We start from the raw sequence: 13,757 nt of genomic DNA, 5'->3' as shown, positions 1-13,757 counted from the left end.
AGAACGCATGCTCCACGTCGGCCTCCAGCACCTCCTCGTCCTCGGCGCCCTGCTCTTCAGCCTGGGCCTGCTCACGGTGGCCACCCGCCGCAACGCGGTGGGCGTGCTCATGGGCGTCGAGCTCATCCTGAACGGCGCCAACGTCAACTTCGTCGCCTTCAACCACTGGGTGACGGGGGGCATCTCGGGGCAGGTGTTCGCCCTCTTCGTCATCGTCCTGGCGGCGGCGGAGGCGGCGGTCGGCCTCGCCATCGTCCTCGCCCTCTTCCAGACCTTCCGGAGCATCGACGTCCGCCTCGCGGACACGATGCGGGAGTAGCGATGGAACACGCGCACGCCCTCGGCCCCCTCCTCACCGCCCGGGCCGGGTACCTCTGGCTCATCCCGCTCTTCCCGCTGGTCGGGGCGTTCATCAACTTCGTCTTCGGCTGGCAGTTCGAGCGCGCCGGCAAGAAGCGGCTCGTCCACGTGGTCGGCGTCGGCGCCATGGCGCTCGCCTTCTGCGTCGCGGCGGCCGCCTTCCTGCAGCTGCGCGCGCTCGAGCCCGAGCACCGCTTCCTGCAGGACACCGTCTGGAACATGTTCACGGCGGGCCGCGCGACGGTGGACCTCGGGTTCGCCCTCGATCCGCTCTCGATGATGATGGTGCTCATCATCACCTTCATCGGGACGCTCATCCACGTCTTCTCCATCGGGTACATGTGGGACGACGAGGCGAAGGCGTACTGGCGGTTCTTCGGCTGGCTCAACCTCTTCGTCTTCTCGATGCTCCTGCTGGTCATGGGGGACAACTTCGTCCTCATGTTCTTCGGGTGGGAGGGCGTCGGCCTCTGCTCCTACGGCCTCATCAGCTACTACTACACGGACCGTGAGAAGGCCGCCGCCGGCATGAAGGCCTTCGTGGTGAACCGGTTCGGCGACTTCGGCTTCCTGACCGGCCTGTTCCTCCTCTTCTGGGGCCTCGGCGGCGCCTGGGCGGCGAACGGCAAGGTCCACGGCCCGGCGTACCAGCCGGAGGCGGCGCTGCACGCCACCGCCTCCGCCTCCACCGCCGCCGAGTCGGCGGCGCTCGCCCCGACCGTCGAGGTGGGCGAGGGCCAGGTGGTCAAGGTCGGCCCGACCCTCAACTTCCGCGAGCTGCGCGACCAGGTCGTGATCGAGAAGACCGGCGTCGCCGAGCACCTCAAGGACCAGAAGGTCTGGGGCTTCGCGCTGCTGGCCCTCATCGGCATCTGCATGTTCGTCGGCGCCATGGGCAAGAGCGCGCAGCTGCCCCTGTACGTGTGGCTGCCCGACGCGATGGCCGGCCCGACGCCGGTCTCGGCCCTCATCCACGCCGCCACCATGGTCACCGCCGGCGTCTACATGGTGGCGCGGCTCAACTTCATCTTCGCGCTCTCGCCCGCCGCCATGGCCTGGGTGGCCTTCGTCGGCGCGCTGACCGCCATCTTCGCGGCCTCGATCGGCTTCTTCCAGTACGACATCAAGAAGGTCCTCGCCTACTCGACCGTCTCGCAGCTCGGCTTCATGTTCATCGGCGTGGGCGTGGGCGCGTACTGGGCGGGCGCCTACCACCTCCTCACGCACGCCTTCTTCAAGGCGACGCTCTTCCTCGGCTCCGGCTCGGTCATCCTCGGCTGCCACCACGAGCAGGACATGCGGAAGATGGGCGGCCTCAAGAAGTACATGCCCATCACGCGCTGGACCTACCTCATCGCGTGCTGGGCCATCGCGGGCTTCCCCTGGGCGAGCGGCTTCTACTCGAAGGACGAGATCCTCTGGAAGGCGTTCACCTCCGAGCACCTGGCGCTCTTCGGGCACCCCACGCCGTGGCTCGGGCCGGCCATCTACCTCGTCGGCATCCTCGCGGCGACCGGCACCAGCTTCTACATGTTCCGGTCGTACTTCATGACCTTCACCGGCGAGTACCGGGGCGCCGGCGCCGGTCACGCCCACGAGCACGGTGAGGACCCGCACGCCTCCCGGGCCGCGCCGCACCACGCCGACCCGCACGGCCACCACGACGCGCACCCCGAGTTCGACCCGCCGGTCGGCCACATCCACGCCGCGCACGGCGCGGCGCCCCACGTCGGCGCCGCGGCGCACGACGCGCACGGCGCGCACGGCGGTCACGGGGCCCACGGCGGCGTGCCGCACGAGTCGCCCTGGACCATCACCCTCGTCCTCTCGGTGCTGGCCGCCGGCGCGGTGCTGGTGAGCCTCCTCGGCATCCCCATGGCCTGGACCGGTCACGAGCCGCTCCTCGAGGAGTGGCTCAAGCCGGCGCTCACCGCCGAGGTCGCCTTCGCCGAGAAGCCGCACGCCTGGGAGTACCTGTTCCAGGCCCTCGGGGTCGGGGCCGGCGCCCTCGGCTTCGCCTTCGCCTGGCTGCTCTACAAGGACGGGAAGAGCACCGTCCCGGCCGCGCTCAAGGAGCGGTTCCTCGGCGCCTGGACGGTCGTCTACAACAAGTACTACGTCGACGAGCTCTACCACCTGGTGGTGGTCCGGCCCTCCCTGGCCTGGGCGCGCGCGATGTCGTGGTTCGACGGCCACATCCTCGACTGGCTCGTGAACACGGTCGGCGCGGTCACGCGCGGCGTGGCGCGCCTCGACGGCCTCATCGACACCTACCTGGTCGACGGCGCGGTCAACGCGGTGGCGGTGCTCACCGCCGAGGCCGGCAAGTCCCTGCGGCGCGTGCAGACCGGCCGCGTGCAGACCTACCTCTACGGCGCGCTCGCGGGTGGGCTCGCCGTCATCCTCCTCAACTTCCTGATTCACTGACAGGAGCGACGCCCCCATGTTCGGTCCGACCAACGTCCTCGCCTGGGCCACCTTCCTGCCTCTCGCAGGAGCGGTCCTGATCGTCCTCTTGTCGGCGGTCCGTTTCGCCACCGGCTTCCAGAAGCGCACGCTCAACCAGGCGGCGCGCGCCATCGCGCTCGCCGCGAGCGGCCTGTCGCTCGTGGCCGCCATCTACGCCTGGTCCTTCTACGACCCGCACGCGGCCGGCATGGTCGTGGCCGGCAAGGAGACGGGCGTCCAGCTCGTCCAGCGCGCCGTCTGGATCCGCGGCTTCAACGTCGAGTGGTTCGTCGGCGTCGACGGCCTCTCCATCTCGATGGTGCTCCTCTCCGGCCTCATCTCCTTCGTCGCCACCATCGGCTCGATGCCCTGGTGGTCGGGCGCGAAGGACCGGGAGCTGGCCGGCATGTTCGAGGAGGGCGACGGCCACGGCGCGCACGCCGAGGATCCCCACCACCCCAAGCACTTCTCGGTGCGGATGGTGCCGGGCTACATGGTCATGCTGCTCATCCTGCAGACCGGGATGATGGGCACCTTCGTCGCCCTGGACATGTTCCTCTTCTACGTCTTCTGGGAGGTCATGCTCCTGCCGATGTACTTCCTCATCGGCATCTGGGGTGGGCCGCGCAAGGAGTACGCGGCCATCAAGTTCTTCCTCTACACGCTGGCGGGCTCGGTGCTGATGCTGCTCGCCATCATCGGCGTCTACTACAACAGCGCCGGCTCGGCGCTCATCGACGGCACCCCGACCCAGCACACCTTCAACCTGCTCGAGCTGGCGGCCCAGGGGCACGCGGGGCAGTTCGCGTCGGCGGGGACGATCCTCGGCTTCGCCTTCACCAAGATCGTCTTCGTCGCCTTCTTCATCGGGTTCGCCATCAAGATCCCGATGTTCCCCTTCCACACCTGGTTGCCCGACGCGCACGTCGAGGCGCCGACGCCCATCTCGGTCATCCTGGCGGGCGTCCTCCTCAAGATGGGCATCTACGGCATCCTGCGCTTCAACTTCGGGATCCTGCCCGACGCGACCCGCTGGGCCGCCAACGCCATCGCCCTCTTCGGCGTCATCAACATCGTCTACGCGGCGTTCGTCTGCCTGGCGCAGAAGGACATCAAGAAGATGATCGCGTACTCGTCGGTGTCGCACATGGGCTTCTCGCTGCTCGGGATGGCCGCCATGACGCCGACCGCCATCTCCGGCGCGGTGCTGAACCTCTTCACCCACGGCATCATCAGCCCGATGCTGTTCCTCATCGTGGGCGTCATCTACGACCGCGCCCACCACCGCGAGATCGAGCGCTTCGGCGGCCTGGCCCAGGCGCTGCCCGAGTACACGGCGATGATGGGCCTCGCCTTCTTCGCCTCGCTCGGCCTCCCCGGCCTGTGCGGCTTCATCTCCGAGTTCATGGTGTTCTCGGGCTCGTTCCCGGTCTTCATGACCTACACCATCATCTCGGCGACGAGCGTCATCATCACCGCCGCCTACTACCTGTGGGCGATCCACCGGATGTTCCTCGGCAAGCTCAACGAGACCTACCGCGGCTTCCCGGACCTCAACTGGCGGGAGCGCTTCATGCTCTACCCGCTCGGCGCCATCGCCATCGTCCTCGGCTTCTACCCGCAGGCGATCCTGGGCAGCATCAACGGCACCCTCCACGCGCTCGTCCAGAACGTCCGGCTCTAGGAGACCGGCCCCGTCATGGAACAGCTCATCGAGAACAACCTGGCGAGCGTGGGGTGGTTTCGCCCCGAGCTCGTCCTCACCTTCGGGTCGATCGCGCTGTTCCTGCTCGATCTGATCTGGCAGCGGTCGCCCGCGCGCCGCGCGCTCCTCACCGCCGCGGCGGTGGCGACGCTGGGCCTCGCGGGCGCCTTCCTCGCCGCCCAGCCGGCGGAGAGCGTCGCGATCTTCAACGGGCTGCTCGCGAGCGACCTCTTCGCCACCTTCTTCAAGTGGCTCTTCCTGGCGGCCGCGCTGCTCACCATCCTCATCGTGGCGCAGGGCGACGACTTCCCGAACGCCCGGGTGGGCGAGTTCTACGCGCTGCTCATGGCGGTCGTGCTCGGCCTGTTCATCATGGCGAGCGCGACGAACCTCCTCACCATCTACCTCGGCATCGAGCTCGTCTCGATGGTGAGCTACGTGCTGGCCGGCTTCCGCCGCAAGGACCGCAAGGCCACCGAGGCCTCGCTGAAGTACGTCATCTACGGCTCGGTCGCCTCGGGGGTCATGCTGTTCGGCATGAGCTACCTCTTCGGCCTGCTCGGCACCGCCGACGTGCTCGCCTTCGGGCCCAAGATCGCGGCCCTGGCCGGGACCACCGGCGCGGCGGCGGCGGCCACCAAGCTCGCCCTGGTGGTGGCGGTGGTCTTCGTCTCCTCCGGCGTGGGCTACAAGATCGCGAGCGTGCCGTGGCACATGTGGTGCCCGGACGTGTACGAGGGCGCCCCCACCTCCTTCACCGCCTTCCTCTCGGTGGGTCCCAAGGCGGCCGGCTTCGCGCTGGCGCTCCGCCTCTTCTACGTGGCCTTCGCGGGCCCGATGGGCGCGGACGGCCTGGCCGCCTCGGTGGCTGGGATCCCGTGGCCTGCGGTCATCGGCGTGCTCTCCGCCGTCACGATGACGCTCGGCAACCTGACCGCGCTGGGGCAGACGAACCTCAAGCGGCTCCTCGCTTACTCCTCCATCTCGCACGCCGGCTACGCGCTGATGGGCCTGGCGACGGTCTCCGCGCTCGGCATCCAGGGCGTGATGATCTACATGCTCATCTACCTGGTCATGAACCTGGGCGCCTTCCTGGTCGTGATCGTGGTGGCGCAGGCGACCGGCTCGGAGTCGATCCTCGACTACCGCGGCCTGGCCCGCCGGCACCCGCTGGCGGCCGTCACCTTCGCCATCTTCCTCTTCTCGCTGACGGGCCTGCCGCCCTTCGCCGGCTTCACCGGCAAGTGGTACCTGTTCTACGCCGTCATCGAGCGCGCCGCGGCGCCGGGCGGCTTCTGGTACGGCGCGCTGGCGCTCGTCGCCGCGCTCAACACCGCGGTGGCGCTCTACTACTACGCGCGCGTCATCAAGGCGATGTTCCTCGACGCTCCGTACGTCACGACGCCGGTCGAGCCGAAGGTGGGCTACCAGCTCATGCTGGGCGTCTTCTCCGCCGCCGTGCTCGTCTTCGGCATCTGGTGGGCGCCGCTGGTCGACTGGTCGCAGCGGTCGCTCACCATGCTGCGCGGCTAAGCTTCCCGCTGGCGAGCGGGATCCCGGGGGCCCGGTGCGCTCAGGCGTACCGGGCCCCTTTCACGTCCGACGCCCTCGCGTTTCGGTTCCCCCTCCCCCCGCCAGCGGGGAGTGGGGCCGGTGCACACGGCAACCCCCGCCGCCTCGCGGCAGCGCACCGCTCCGGCCGCCGGCTGCGCGGCCGCGAGCGGGACCCCTGGCCGGAACGCGCGAACGGGTCACGCTCGGCGTGGCTGCGGAATCTTGCACCGCGGCGCCTGCGCGCCGCGGTGCTTCGGTCAGTCCTCGCCACGCACCACGGCCCTGGTGGCGCGTTCCGGCGACCTCGTGACCCGAGGGCGGCGCTCCGCAATGCGGCCTCCGGGCGCGCCGCCGCGGGGCGGCGGGACCCTGGCTGGTGCGGTGAGGCCTCCTGGTGTTCGCGCGGAGCGCCGGGCCACGCTGCTCCGCGAGCGCCGCCCCGCGCCGGCAGGCGCGAAGGCGCCATTGCGGAGCGCCGCCCCTGGCTCCCTCTCGCCTGACCGCGCCCAGGTTGACCGCGTCGCGGCGAGGACTGACCGAAGCCCCGCGCCGCCTCCGCGGCGCGGGGCAAGATTCCGCAGCCGCGCCATGGGCACCCTGCGCGCGGTCAGGCCACGTGAGCCACGCCGCGGCGCGGAGCACGGGCGCCGGAGCGTCTGCCGACGCGGGGCGGCGCACGTGTGGCCATCCGGCGCGGAGCGCCTGCCGCCACAGGGCGGCGCACGCGCGCGCCACCCGGGCCACGGTCACCCCCGCCGCGCCTCGAGCCGCTCGAGCTCGGCCTCGCTCATGCTCACCATGCCCAGCTTGCGGCCGGGGGCGACCTCCGGGCCGTGGAAGTCGGAGCCGGCGGTGGGGACGAGGTCCAGCTCCGCGCAGATCTTGAGGTACTTCTCGCGCTGCGAGGGCACGTGGTCGGCGTGGTAGGTCTCGACGCCGGACAGGCCCCAGGCCTTCATGCGCTCCAGGTCGCCGCGCTCGATGCGGTTGAGACCCGGGTGGGCGATGGTCGCGGCGCCGCCCGCGCCGCGCACCAGCGCGATCGCGTCCTCGACCGGCATCCGGTGGCGGCCGACGAACGCCGGGCGGCCCTCGCCCAGGAAGCGATCGAAGGCCTCCTTCACCGAGCCGACGATCCCCCGCTCGACCATGGCGCGCGCCACGTGCGGCCGCGCCAGCGTCTTCCCGCCGCTGAACTTCTCGATCTCCTCCGGGGTGAGCGCGACGCCCAGCGCCGCCAGCTTGTGGATCATCTCCCCCATCCGGACGCGCCGCTTCTCCGCCAGGAGGTCCTCGAAGCCGCGCAGCTCGGCGCTCTCCGGGTCGACGAAGTGGCCGAGCAGGTGGACCTCGCGCTTGTCCAGGTGCACCGAGAGCTCGATGCCCGGCACGAAGCGCAGCCCGTGCGCCTCGGCGGCCGCCCGGCCGGCCCGGAGCTGCGCGACGGAGTCGTGGTCGGTGAGCGCCCACACCGCCACCCCCGCCGCGGCCGCCCTCTCGGCCACCTGCTCGGCGGGGTATTGGCCGTCGCTGGCGGTCGAGTGGGAGTGGAGATCGATGGCGCCGTCGAGCGCTGTCATGGGAGGCCTCTGCCTGATACTATAATCGGCCAGACCGGTCCTCGGCTCCTCGCCGCGGGCCCCAGCGAGCGAAGAGGGCCATGCAGCACGTCCTGCGCATCTCCCGGAAGATCGACTACGGCCTCCGGGCCATGATCTACCTGGCCTCCATCTCGCCCGACGCCGTGGTCCCGTTCCGCGAGATCGCCCGCCAGATGATGGTCCCCGAGGACTTCCTGGCCAAGATCCTGAAGACGCTGGTCGACGAGGGCCTGGTGAAGTCCACCCGCGGGCCGCACGGTGGGTACGCTCTCGGGAAGCCCGCCGCCGACATCAGCTTTCTCCAGGTCATCGAGGCGGTCGAGGGCCCCATCGCCATCAACGTCTGCCTCGACGGCGAGGACCCCTGCGCCAAGTCCCACTTCTGCACCATGGTGGACGTGTGGCGCGAGGCGCAGGAGAAGATGCTCGAGGTGTACCGGCAGACGCGGCTCGCGAGCCTCACGCTGAAGCCCGACGCGCAGGGGCAGGTGGGCTTCGTCCAGCTCATGGCGCCGGCCCCTGGCGCGAGCTAGGCCCGCCCAGCGGGGCTCGCCGCCCCGCGATCGTCGCACCGAGAGTCCCGGGCGTTGACGCGCCCCGCCGGCGCGGCTAACTTCCGCGCCCGCCATGGCTCCCAAGTCCCCGAAGCAGCTCCGCAAGGCCTACCTCTCTCGCCCCCCCGTCGAGCCGATGCGGCTCACCCCCGGCATGACGGTGGAGGAGCTCGTCGCCGTGTACCGCAAGGCGGGCGCCTTCAACGGCGGCCGGCTGGCCGAGGCGTGCGACCTGTTCGGCCGCATGATCGACTCGGGCGCCACCATCGCCCTCACCGTCACGGGTGCGATGACCCCGGCCGGCATGGGCGGCGCCATCCAGGCGATGATGGAGGCCGGCTTCGTCGACCTCGTCATCTCCACCGGCGCGAACATCTACCACGACCTTCACTTCGCGTTGAAGCTGCCCGTGGTCCAGGGCCACTTCCAGGTGGACGACAAGGAGCTGTACCGGGCCGGCATCGAGCGCATCTACGACATCTTCATCACCGAGGACTCGCTGCTCGACACCGACGCCTTCGTGCGCGAGGCGCTGGAGAAGGCGCCCGAGGCGCTGCGCGGCCGCATCTCCACCCCGCGGCTGCACCACTACCTCGGCCAGCTCGTGCGCCAGCAGGCGCCGCTGCCGGAGAAGAGCTTCGTCGCCACCGCCGCCCAGTACGACGTCCCCATCTTCACCAGCTCGCCGGGCGACTCCTCCATCGGCATGAACGTGGCGGCCATGAAGCTGCGCGGCGGCCAGACCACCATCGACCCGGACCTCGACGTGCTCGAGTCCACCGCCATCGTCTACGACGCGGACGTGAACGGCGTCGTCATCCTCGGCGGCGGCTCGCCCAAGAACTTCTACCTGCAGACCCAGCCGACGCTCTGGCAGATCCTCGACCTCAACCGCGGCGGCCACGAGTTCGTGCTGCAGATCTCGACCGACTCGCCGCAGTGGGGCGGCCTCTCCGGCGCCACGCCCTCGGAGGCCATCTCCTGGGGCAAGGTGCAGGCGAACATGCTGAAGAACCACGTCGTGCTCTACTCCGACACGACCGTGGCGGCGCCGCTCGTCTTCGCCTACGCGCTCTCCACCCGCAAGAAGCGCAAGCCGAAGCGCCTCTTCAAGCGGCTGCCGGAGATGTACGCCGCGCTGCAGCAGGCGCACCTCAAGAAGCACCCGGGCGAGGGCGCCATGCTCGAGGTGAAGGACTCGGCCAAGACGAAGACGGCCGGCCCGGGCCGCAAGCTCCCGCGCCGTTAGATCCCCCTGATGCCCTTCGATCCTTCCGCCGCGGCCCTCGAGGGCTCCGGCGTGTTCGGCCTGCCCCACTCCGAAGAGGAGGCGGCGGTGGTGCTGGTGCCGGTGCCGTTCGAGGCCACCACCTCGTACGGCGGCGGCGCCTCGGGCGGCCCCGCGGCCATCCTGGAGGCGAGCCGCCAGGTCGACCTCTACGACGTCGAGACCGGGCGCCCGTACGAGGCCGGCATCCACATGCTGCCCATCCCGGCGCACGTCGCGGCGCTCGATCGCGAGGCGCGCGCGGCGGCGGCGCCGGTGATCGCCGCCGGGGGCGCCGCGAACGGCGGGCCGGAGCTGGCCGCCGCGGCGGCGCGGGTGGACGCGGCCTCGCGCGAGGTGAACGACTGGGTGGAGGGCGAGGTCCGCCGGCTCCTGGCGGCCGGGAAGCGGGTCGGGCTGGTGGGCGGAGATCACGCGGTCGCCTTCGGCTCCATCGCCGCCCACGCCGCCGCTTACCCGGGGATGGGCGTCCTCCACCTCGACGCGCACGCCGACCTGCGCCTCGCCTTCGAGGGCTTCCAGCACAGCCACGCCTCGGTGCTGCGCAACGTGATGGACGGCGTGCCGGGCGTGGCGCGGCTGGTCCAGGTGGGCATCCGGGACGTCTCCGACGAGGAGATGGCGTACGCGGCCGGCGCGGGCGGGCGGGTGGTGGTGCACCACGACGCGCTGCTCGCCGCGGAGCGGTTCGAGGGCGTCACCTGGGGCGCGCAGGTGCGCCGCATCGTCGAGGCGCTGCCGCGGGACGTGTACCTCTCCTTCGACATCGACGGCCTCGACCCGACGCTCTGCCCCCACACCGGCACGCCGGTGCCGGGCGGCCTCTCCTTCCAGCAGGCGTGCGCGCTGCTCGCCGGGGTGGTCGCGAGCGGCCGCCGGATCGTGGGCCTCGATCTGGTGGAGGTGGCGCCCGGCCCCGACGGCGACGCGTGGGACGGCAACGTGGGGGCGCGGCTGCTCTACAAGATGATCGGCTGGATGCTGAAGTCGCGGTCGTGAGCTCGGGCGGCGGGGGACGAGCCCCCGCCCCCCCTCCCGCGTTGCTCACCTGATCTTGTAGGGGTCCACCTTCGGCTTCGACTTCTCGACCCGGGCCAGGAGCTCCTTGAACCGGGCGTTGGCCGGCTCGTACATGAGCGCCGAGCGGAGCGCGCGCTCCGCCGCGTCCCAGCGCTGCGCCTCCACGTCCGCGAGCGCCTGCGCGTAGAGCTTGCGGCCGTTGGGGGTCTGGCCGAGCTGCTCCTCGAGCTTCCGCTTCTGCTCGTCCTGCAGCGCAGCCTCCTCCGCCTCCGTGAAGCGGAGCTTGGCGGCGCGCTCCGGCCCGGACACGTCGGCCAGGTACTTCCGCCGCTTCGCGTCGTCGCGCAGCACGGTGTAGGCCTCGTTGACGCGGCGGTAGACGCGCCCGACCAGCTCGCGCAGCTCGGGCGAGGGCAGCGCCGCGAAGCGATCGGGGTGGAAGGCGCGCGACTCGCGGTAGTAGGCCGCCTTCACCTCGGCCGCCCCCGCCTCGCGCGGCAGCCGCAGCACCTCGAAGTAGTCGAGGCCGTCGAGCGCGGCGGCGCGCTGCTCGATCTCCATGATGAGTTGGATGTCCATCAGGCGGCCTGGTGCCCGGCGAGCTCGATCTCGGCGTTCTTGTCGATGGCGGTCTGGAGATCGCCCTCGGAGAGGCCGGACGAGAGGCTGATGGTGGTGGAGGCGCGCTGGCCGGTCTCGAGGTCGGTCGCGGAGACGTGGACGATGCCGTTCGGGTCGATCTCGAACGTGACCTGGATCTGCACCTCGCCGCGGAACGCGATGCGGAAGCCGGAGAACTCGAACTCGCCCAGGAGCTCGCAGCCGTCGGCGCGGTTCGACTCGCCCTGGTAGACGCGGATCTTGACCCGCTCCTGGCCGTCGCGGCTGGTGGTGAAGGTCTTGGACTTCTCGATGGGGATGGGGGTGTTCTTGTCGATGATGCGCTCGGTGAAGCCGCCCACCGTGCCCACCCGCAGCGAGAGCGGCGTCACGTCGAGGAGATAGCTCGCCGCCCCGGTGGTGGCCGCCGCCTCGTCGAGCAGCGCCGCCGCCTGGATGCTGGCGCCGAGCGCCACCACCTGATCGGGGTCCACCCCGGTCATGGGCTCCTTCTGGAAGTAGTGCTGCACGCTCTGCCGGATGACCGGCAGCCGCGTCGGGCCCCCGACCAGGATCACCGCGTCGATGTCGGCCGCGGTGAGGCGGGCCGACTGGAGCGCCTCGTCGCACACCTTGAACGTGCGCTGCACGAGGTCCATCACCATGCGGTTGAACTGGTCGGCGGCGAGGGTCTGGCGCAGCTCCAGCACCTCGCCCTCGGCGGTCTGGCAGATGGCCGGCACGTGGATCTGGGCGACGCCGTCGCGGCCCACGTCGATCTTCGCCTTCTCGCCCGCCTCCTTCAGCATCTGCAGGCAGAACTTGTTCTGCCGCAGGTCGAGCTGGTGGGCCTCGAGGAAGCCCTGCGCCAGCCAGCCCATGATCCGGTCGTCGAAGTCGTCGCCGCCCAGGTAGGTGTCGCCGGCGGTGGAGAGCACCTCGAAGACGTCCTTGCCGATCTCCAGGATGGAGACGTCGAAGGTGCCGCCGCCGAGGTCGTAGACGCAGATCCGCTGGTTGATGTCCTTGCCGAACCCGTAGGCGAGCGCCGCCGCGGTCGGCTCGTTGATGATGCGCAGGACCTGGAGCCCGGCGATGCGCGCGGCGTCGCGGGTGGCCTGCCGCTGGTTGTCGTTGAAGTACGCCGGGCAGGTGACGACCGCCTTCTTCACCTCGCGCCCCAGGGCGGTCTCCGCGACCGCCTTCATCTCCTTCAGCACCAGGGCCGAGATCTCCGGGACGGCCAGCACGCGCCCGCCCACCTCCACCCGGACCGAGTTGTTGGGCCCCTCCACGATCTTGTACGGCATGACCGCCTGGGCCTTCTTCACCTCGTCGGAGAAGAAGAACCGGCCGATGAGCCGCTTGGCGGAATAGACCGTGTTCTCGGCGTTGGTGATGATGTTCTTCTTGGCGTTGTTCCCGACGAGGACGGTCCCCTCGGGGAGGAAGCTCACCACCGAGGCGTGGGTGAGCTCCCCCCATTCGTTGGGGATCACCTGTGGCGCGCCGTCCTGCACGGCCGCCACGCAGCTGTAGCTGGTCCCGAGGTCGATCCCGACGGCGATGTCGTCGCTCATGAGTTCCGGTTCCGGTGGGGTTGCGCCCGCTCGGCCGGCGGCGGCTGCTCCGCGGCCGAGTGGTCATTATAGAGGAGGTGGGCGCCCTTTCGTCTGCGCCCAGGAGCCTCGAATTCGATGGGTGCGCTGCTGGCGGTCCTCCAGACGGATCCCAACCTGCTCCGGTGTCAGGTGCGCCGGCTCGAGGCGCACGTCGCGCTCCGCGAGCCGGACCGCCTCCCGGACGCGTATGGGTTCGGCTACTACAAGGGAAACGACGTCCTCCTCGGCAAGCGGCCGAGCGGGGCGCCCGCGACCTTCACCCTCACCCAGCTCGCGGGCGCGATCGACAGCGAGGCGCTGCTCGCCCACGCGCGCTACGCGACGGTGGGGGCGCAGAAGGACGAGAACACGCACCCCTTCCGCTTCCGCCGCTGGCTGTTCGCCCACGACGGGACGGTGGAGGCGTTCACCGAGGTGAAGCCGCGCCTGGTGGAGGCGCTGCCCGACTTCCTGCGCCGCAACGTCGAGGGCGAGACCGACTCGGAGCTGGCCTTCTCGCTCTTCCTCAAGCACCTGCGCGACGCCGGGCACCTCGACGACCTCGACGTCGAGGCGCGGGTGGTGGGCCACGCGCTGGCGCTCACGGCGCGCGACCTCGAGACCTGGAGCCGGGAGGCGGGCGGCGGCCGGCCGGGCGCCCTCAACTTCGTCGCCACCAACGGCCGGGTCCTGGCCGCCACGCGGCGGGGGCGCCCGCTCCACTACGCGCTGCTCGAGGGGATCTTCCCATGTCCGCGCTGCGGGCTGGAGCTCGGCGCGCCGGAGAGCGACCCGCGCACCCGCCCCCACCGGCAGGTGAAGGCGGTCTGCTTCGCCACGCACCTGCTGCAGCCGAACGGGTTCATCGAGGTCCCGGAGGCCAGCGTCGTGTCGGTCAGCCGCTCGCTCCAGGTCTCGGTGAGCAGCCTCGCGAGCGCGTGAACGACTCACCCGGGGCATGCCTTTCCGGCTAGCACTCCACGTGCAAGCCGGTGACGATCCGCTCCGCCCGGCGGGAGGCGGAAC

At 70.8% G+C, this 13,757-nt stretch carries 11 protein-coding genes; 8 read left to right on the top strand and 3 right to left on the bottom strand.

The features are described from left to right. Nucleotides 1-7: 7 nt before the first annotated feature. From nuoK to HWY08_RS13190, 4 genes are read left to right on the top strand one after another with little or no spacing between them, the layout of a single operon-like run. Nucleotides 8-319 (top strand): NADH-quinone oxidoreductase subunit NuoK, encoded by a 312-nt coding sequence (nuoK, locus tag HWY08_RS13205; RefSeq protein ID WP_176065917.1) that lies wholly within the window; start codon nucleotides 8-10, stop codon nucleotides 317-319. 2 nt (nucleotides 320-321) lie between these two features. After that, nucleotides 322-2,787, top strand: coding sequence for an NADH-quinone oxidoreductase subunit L (locus tag HWY08_RS13200; RefSeq protein ID WP_176065915.1), 2,466 nt, complete (start codon nucleotides 322-324; stop codon nucleotides 2,785-2,787). A gap of 16 nt (nucleotides 2,788-2,803) precedes the next feature. Next, complete coding sequence (locus HWY08_RS13195) at nucleotides 2,804-4,492, top strand: complex I subunit 4 family protein (protein WP_176065913.1); 1,689 nt, start codon at nucleotides 2,804-2,806, stop codon at nucleotides 4,490-4,492. Between the two features lie 15 nt (nucleotides 4,493-4,507). Continuing rightward, on the top strand, nucleotides 4,508-6,046 hold the full coding sequence (locus HWY08_RS13190; protein ID WP_176065911.1) for an NADH-quinone oxidoreductase subunit N: 1,539 nt from the start codon (nucleotides 4,508-4,510) through the stop codon (nucleotides 6,044-6,046). 767 nt (nucleotides 6,047-6,813) lie between these two features. Here HWY08_RS13190 and HWY08_RS13185 read toward each other — a convergent pair. Beyond that, nucleotides 6,814-7,647, bottom strand: coding sequence for a PHP domain-containing protein (locus HWY08_RS13185; protein ID WP_176065909.1), 834 nt, complete (start codon nucleotides 7,645-7,647; stop codon nucleotides 6,814-6,816). Between the two features lie 80 nt (nucleotides 7,648-7,727). Between HWY08_RS13185 and HWY08_RS13180 the strand changes: the two genes are divergently transcribed. From HWY08_RS13180 to HWY08_RS13170, 3 genes are all read left to right on the top strand, one after another. Then, nucleotides 7,728-8,201, top strand: a complete 474-nt coding sequence (locus HWY08_RS13180) for an RrF2 family transcriptional regulator (protein ID WP_176065906.1) — start codon at nucleotides 7,728-7,730, stop codon at nucleotides 8,199-8,201. Between the two features lie 94 nt (nucleotides 8,202-8,295). Beyond that, complete coding sequence (locus HWY08_RS13175) at nucleotides 8,296-9,471, top strand: homospermidine biosynthesis protein (RefSeq protein ID WP_176065904.1); 1,176 nt, start codon at nucleotides 8,296-8,298, stop codon at nucleotides 9,469-9,471. Between the two features lie 9 nt (nucleotides 9,472-9,480). After that, nucleotides 9,481-10,509, top strand: a complete 1,029-nt coding sequence (locus HWY08_RS13170) for an agmatinase family protein (RefSeq protein ID WP_176065902.1) — start codon at nucleotides 9,481-9,483, stop codon at nucleotides 10,507-10,509. A gap of 45 nt (nucleotides 10,510-10,554) precedes the next feature. Here the strand turns inward: HWY08_RS13170 and HWY08_RS13165 are convergent, their stop codons facing one another. Further along, nucleotides 10,555-11,109, bottom strand: a complete 555-nt coding sequence (locus tag HWY08_RS13165) for a J domain-containing protein (RefSeq protein ID WP_176065900.1) — start codon at nucleotides 11,107-11,109, stop codon at nucleotides 10,555-10,557. After that, on the bottom strand, nucleotides 11,109-12,710 hold the full coding sequence (locus tag HWY08_RS13160; protein ID WP_176065898.1) for an Hsp70 family protein: 1,602 nt from the start codon (nucleotides 12,708-12,710) through the stop codon (nucleotides 11,109-11,111). Before HWY08_RS13160 ends, HWY08_RS13165 begins: the two co-directional genes overlap by 1 nt. Nucleotides 12,711-12,827: 117 nt before the next feature. Between HWY08_RS13160 and HWY08_RS13155 the strand changes: the two genes are divergently transcribed. After that, complete coding sequence (locus HWY08_RS13155; RefSeq protein ID WP_176065896.1) at nucleotides 12,828-13,673, top strand: class II glutamine amidotransferase; 846 nt, start codon at nucleotides 12,828-12,830, stop codon at nucleotides 13,671-13,673. Nucleotides 13,674-13,757 lie beyond the last annotated feature (84 nt).

Origin of the sequence: Anaeromyxobacter diazotrophicus (genome assembly GCF_013340205.1) — a bacterium.
In the GTDB taxonomy this organism is placed as follows: Bacteria; Myxococcota; Myxococcia; order Myxococcales; family Anaeromyxobacteraceae; genus Anaeromyxobacter_A; species Anaeromyxobacter_A diazotrophicus.
The sequence above is the reverse complement of the archived record's forward strand: the minus strand, read 5'-3'. Positions and strand labels throughout refer to the sequence as shown.

Excerpts from the sequence above, each read along its gene's own strand:
- nuoK (WP_176065917.1), top strand. The coding sequence starts at position 8 with ATGCTCCACGTCGGCCTCCAGCACCTCCTCGTCCTCGGCGCCCTGCTC.
- HWY08_RS13200 (WP_176065915.1), top strand. The coding sequence starts at position 322 with ATGGAACACGCGCACGCCCTCGGCCCCCTCCTCACCGCCCGGGCCGGG.
- HWY08_RS13195 (WP_176065913.1), top strand. The coding sequence starts at position 2,804 with ATGTTCGGTCCGACCAACGTCCTCGCCTGGGCCACCTTCCTGCCTCTC.
- HWY08_RS13190 (WP_176065911.1), top strand. The coding sequence starts at position 4,508 with ATGGAACAGCTCATCGAGAACAACCTGGCGAGCGTGGGGTGGTTTCGC.
- HWY08_RS13185 (WP_176065909.1), bottom strand. The coding sequence starts at position 7,647 with ATGACAGCGCTCGACGGCGCCATCGATCTCCACTCCCACTCGACCGCC.
- HWY08_RS13180 (WP_176065906.1), top strand. The coding sequence starts at position 7,728 with ATGCAGCACGTCCTGCGCATCTCCCGGAAGATCGACTACGGCCTCCGG.
- HWY08_RS13175 (WP_176065904.1), top strand. The coding sequence starts at position 8,296 with ATGGCTCCCAAGTCCCCGAAGCAGCTCCGCAAGGCCTACCTCTCTCGC.
- HWY08_RS13170 (WP_176065902.1), top strand. The coding sequence starts at position 9,481 with ATGCCCTTCGATCCTTCCGCCGCGGCCCTCGAGGGCTCCGGCGTGTTC.
- HWY08_RS13165 (WP_176065900.1), bottom strand. The coding sequence starts at position 11,109 with ATGGACATCCAACTCATCATGGAGATCGAGCAGCGCGCCGCCGCGCTC.
- HWY08_RS13160 (WP_176065898.1), bottom strand. The coding sequence starts at position 12,710 with ATGAGCGACGACATCGCCGTCGGGATCGACCTCGGGACCAGCTACAGC.
- HWY08_RS13155 (WP_176065896.1), top strand. The coding sequence starts at position 12,828 with ATGGGTGCGCTGCTGGCGGTCCTCCAGACGGATCCCAACCTGCTCCGG.